3 protein-coding genes are annotated in these 4,160 nt (G+C 74.7%); 1 reads left to right on the forward strand and 2 read right to left on the reverse strand.

Annotated features, from left to right (window positions below; translation table 11 throughout):
• The coding region (locus E4099_RS29850; RefSeq protein WP_245245303.1) for a serine/threonine-protein kinase at window positions 1-754 on the reverse strand (754 nt) is incomplete at its 3' end.
• Window positions 755-1,026: 272 nt separating this feature from the next.
• Between E4099_RS29850 and asnB the strand changes: the two genes are divergently transcribed.
• Window positions 1,027-2,871, forward strand: coding sequence for an asparagine synthase (glutamine-hydrolyzing) (asnB, locus tag E4099_RS29855; RefSeq protein ID WP_135342233.1), 1,845 nt, complete (start codon window positions 1,027-1,029; stop codon window positions 2,869-2,871).
• A gap of 213 nt (window positions 2,872-3,084) precedes the next feature.
• On the opposite strand, the gene E4099_RS29860 is transcribed toward asnB, so the two are convergent.
• Complete coding sequence (locus E4099_RS29860) at window positions 3,085-4,029, reverse strand: protein kinase family protein (protein WP_135342234.1); 945 nt, start codon at window positions 4,027-4,029, stop codon at window positions 3,085-3,087.
• Window positions 4,030-4,160: the final 131 nt, after the last annotated feature.

Consider the following 4,160-nt stretch of genomic DNA (forward strand, 5'->3'; position numbering starts at 1 on the left):
GGGCGGGGGGTAGTCCGGTGAGGTCGGGTTCGGTGAAGCGGACGCGGTAGAGGAGGTCGGCGGGTTGCCCGGTGCCGAAGGGTGGGTGTCCGGTGGCGGCGTAGGTGAGGACGCCGGCGAGGGCGAAGATGTCGCCGGCGGAGGTGTGTTCGTGTCCGGTGGCCTGTTCGGGGGACATGTAGGCGGGGGTGCCGGCGGTGGCTCCGGTTCGGGTGAGGTGGGTGTCACCGATGGCGCGGGCGATGCCGAAGTCGATGATTTTGGGGCCGGTGGCGGTGAGGAGGATGTTGGAGGGTTTGAGGTCGCGGTGGACGACATGGGAGTTGTGGAGCTGGGTGAGGGCGGCGCACAGTGCGGTGCCCAGGGCGCGTACGGCGGGTTCGGGGAGGGGGCCCGCGAGGGCGACGGCTTGGTCGAGTGGGGGGCCGATGAGGTACTCGGTGGCCATCCAGGGCAGGTCGGCGAAGGGGTCGGCGTCGATGACCTGGGCGCCGTGCCGACCGCCGATGACGCGTGCGGCGTCGATCTCCAGGCGGAAACGGGCGCGGAAGTCGGGTTGGGCCGCGTAGCGCGCGTGGACGGTCTTGATGGCGAGGGTGCCGCCGCCTGGGGTGCGGCCGAGGTAGACGGTGCCCATGCCGCCACCGCCGAGCCGGGCGACCAGCCGGTAGCGGCCGATGCGTACGGGGTCGTCGTGGGTGAGCGGGAAGAGCATCAGCGCGATCCCCGGATCCGGCGAGCAGACGAGTGGCATAGCGGATCCATGGCGTGTCTCCCCCTGTCGAACACGAACAGCCTCAGCCTACTCACGCCGGGTGACGCCCCGGCCACCAGGTGCGGACAGCCCGAGCGCGCCGGGAGGCAGCACCTCGCGGGCCCGACTACGTTGGCCAGAGGGGAGACGTACGGCGGTCATGCCACGGTGGCCCGAGGGGCACGCGCCGCAGCCCGCTTCCCCGGGCGGACCACCGGCCACGGCGGACGGCCGCGATCCCCCGGGAGGCGACCGAAGGGAGGGCCGCGACCATGTGCGGGATCACCGGATGGGTCTCCTACCGCCAGGACCTCACCACCGAGCGCGGCACGCTCGACGCCATGACGCGGACCATGGCCCGCCGCGGGCCGGACGCCGCCGGAGTCTGGCTGGACACCCACGCCGCGCTCGGCCACCGCCGCCTGGCCGTGATCGACATCGAGGGCGGCAAGCAGCCCATGCCGGTCCGGAACGGTGATCGCACCCTGCTCGCGACCACCTACAGCGGCGAGGTCTACAACTACCGCGAGCTGCGCGCCGAACTCGCCGGACGCGGCCACGCCTTCCACACCAGGAGCGACACCGAGGTCGTCCTCCACGCCTATCTGGAGTGGGGAGAGGCCTTCACCGAGCGCCTCAACGGAATGTACGCCTTCGCCCTGTGGGACCCGCTCCGGGAGGAACTGCTGCTGGTCCGCGACCGCATGGGCATCAAGCCGCTCTACTACCACCCGACACCGGACGGCGTCATCTTCGGCTCCGAGCCCAAGGCGATCCTCGCCCACCCCGCCGTACGACCCGTCGTCGACGCCGAAGGGCTCGCCGAGGCCCTCGCCTTCGTCAAGACCCCCGGACACGCCATCTACCGGGGCATGTACGAACTCCGGCCCGGGCACACCCTCCGGGTCCGCCGCGGTGGCCTGACCGTCCGCAGGTACTGGGGACTCGAGCCCCGCGAGCACCCCGACGACCTGGACACCACCATCGGGCGGGTCCGCGCGCTCCTCGAGGACATCGTCGCCCGGCAGATCATCACCGACGTACCCCTGTGCACCCTGCTCTCCGGGGGCCTGGACTCCTCCGCCATCTCCGCGCTCGTCGCCCGGGCCCTCGCCGAGCGCGGGCGGGGGCCGGTGCGCTCCTTCGCCGTCGACTTCGTCCACCAGGCGGAGCACTTCCACCCCGACGACCTGCGCCCCACCCCGGACCGGCCCTACGCACACGCCCTCGCCGAGCACATACGCTCCGCGCACCACGACATCGTCCTCGACGCCGCCGCGGTGAGCGAGCCCGCCAACCAGGCCGCGGTCCTCACCGCCCGCGATCTGCCCGTCGGGCTCGGCGAGATGGACACCTCCCTGTACCTGCTGTTCAAGGCCATCCGCCAGCAGTCCACCGTCGCCCTGTCCGGCGAGTCCGCGGACGAGGTCTTCGGCGGCTACCGGTGGTTCCACCTCCCCGAGGTGGTCGGCGCCGACACCTTCCCCTGGCTGGCCGCCCAGGCCGTCGACGGCACCGGTGCCGACGGCCGCGTCTCGCTCCTCGACCGCGGGCTCCTCGACCGCCTCGACATGGCCGGCTACCAGGACGCCCGCTACCGCGAGGCCCTCGCCGAGGTCCCGCACACCGCCGGCCTCTCCGCCGCCGAGCGGCGCATGCGCGAGATCTGCCACCTGCACCTGACGCGCTTCGTGCAGATCCTCCTCGACCGCAAGGACCGCACCAGCATGGCCGTGGGCCTGGAGGTCCGCGTGCCGTTCTGCGACCACCGCCTGGTGCAGTACGTCTTCACCGCGCCCTGGGCGATGAAGACCTTCGACGGACGCGAGAAGTCCCTGCTGCGAGCCGCCACCCGCGATCTGCTGCCGGCCCAGGTCGCCGACCGGGTCAAGAGCCCGTACCCCAGCATCCAGGACCCCGGTTACGCCACCGCCCTGCGCACCGCGCTGGGCCGCGTCGCCGCCGATGGGGACGCGCCCGTCCACCCCCTGCTCGATGCCGGGGCCGTCTCCGCCGCCCTGGACGAGGACGCCGGCGAGTCCTACCGGTTGGCCACCGAACTCGTCCTGGGCCTCGACGGCTGGCTGCGCGCCTACGGCGTCAGCCTCGATCTGTAGGGCCGGGTCGGTCGGGGCGGGTCTGGGTGAGTGCGCGAGGTGCCTGGTCGTGGCGTCCGTGGGTTCGTACGGCGGGCCCGGGGTGAGTCCGGGAGCCGCCGGCCCGTGGCGTCCGCGGCTTGGCACGGGGCCGGGGCGCGAGCACGGGAGGTGCTTGCCGCGGCGTTCGCGGGCCCGGAGGGAGTGCGCGGCAGGGAAGGAGCGCGGGGGCCGTCAGGCTCCCGCCCAGGCTCCGGCCTCCGGCTCGGTCTCGGCGGCCAGCACCTCGGCGGACTGCCGGGCGAGGGCCGCGATCACCCGCCCCGGCAGCCAGCCGGGCCCCAGCAGCGCGCCGGCCAGGCTGTTCGCGCCGTCCAGCACCGTGCCGTGGGAGGGCTGACCAGGCGACCGCGGCGCCCCCGCGGCCGTACCCGCCAACTCGGCCAGCAGCTCACCGGCCCGCGGCCGAGCCACCGGGTCCCGGGTGCGGCAGCGGCTGACCAAGGTGCGCAGGCCCTCGGGGAGTTCGCCCCGCTCGGGCACCAACTGCCCGGTGGCGGCGTAGGCCAGCACCGAGCCCAGCGCGTAGCTGTCGCCCAGCGGGCGCGGTCGGCCGCCGGTCAGCTGCTCGGGCGGCACACTGCCGAAGGCCAGCCCCGGGTGCCCGGACCGCCGCTCGCCGTCCGGCGCGGCCACCCGTACGGCGCCGAAGCAGCCCAGCCGGGGGCCGTCCGCGGTCAGCAGTACGGCCCCGGGGGAGATCCCGCCATGCGCCAGGCCCTGCGCGTGGAGGCCGGCCAGCGCCTCGGCGAGGGCGGCACCCAGCGCGCGTACGGTGTGCTCCGGGAGCGGCCCCCCGTGGGCGGCGAGCGCGGTGGTGAGGGAGACGGCGGGCAGATACGGGGTGGCGTACCAGGGCGGCCCATCGCCGCCGCCGACCTCCGCCACCGGGCTGAGCCAGCGCCCGGACAGCCGCCGGGCGGCCTCCGCCTCCACCGCGAAGCGGCCGGCGTCGTCGGCGGCCAGTGGAACGCCGAGCAGCACGGTCCGGTCGCCGCCCGGCCCCCGGCCGACGAACCGGCGCTCCGGCAGCGGCGGTCCGCCCTGGGCCGGGTCGAAGCGGGCGATCAGCCGGTACGGGCCGATCGTGCGCGGGTCATCCGGCCACAGCGGATCCATAGACGACGACTCCCCCTCGCGGTCCCGAAGCGCACTCAGCCTACGTGGTCGGTGCCGGGGCGGACGGCGGGTCCGAACACCTCCGGGGAGACGTCCGTCGCTGCCGGGGGCGCCGGGGCGTGGGACGCGGG

Source organism: Streptomyces palmae (genome assembly GCF_004684805.1).
Lineage (GTDB): Bacteria > Actinomycetota > Actinomycetes > Streptomycetales > Streptomycetaceae > Streptomyces > Streptomyces palmae.

What these genes read in the sequence shown, in the direction of transcription:
- asnB (WP_135342233.1), top strand. Translation starts at nt 1,027, where the DNA reads ATGTGCGGGATCACCGGATGGGTCTCCTACCGCCAGGACCTCACCACC.
- E4099_RS29860 (WP_135342234.1), bottom strand. Translation starts at nt 4,029, where the DNA reads ATGGATCCGCTGTGGCCGGATGACCCGCGCACGATCGGCCCGTACCGG.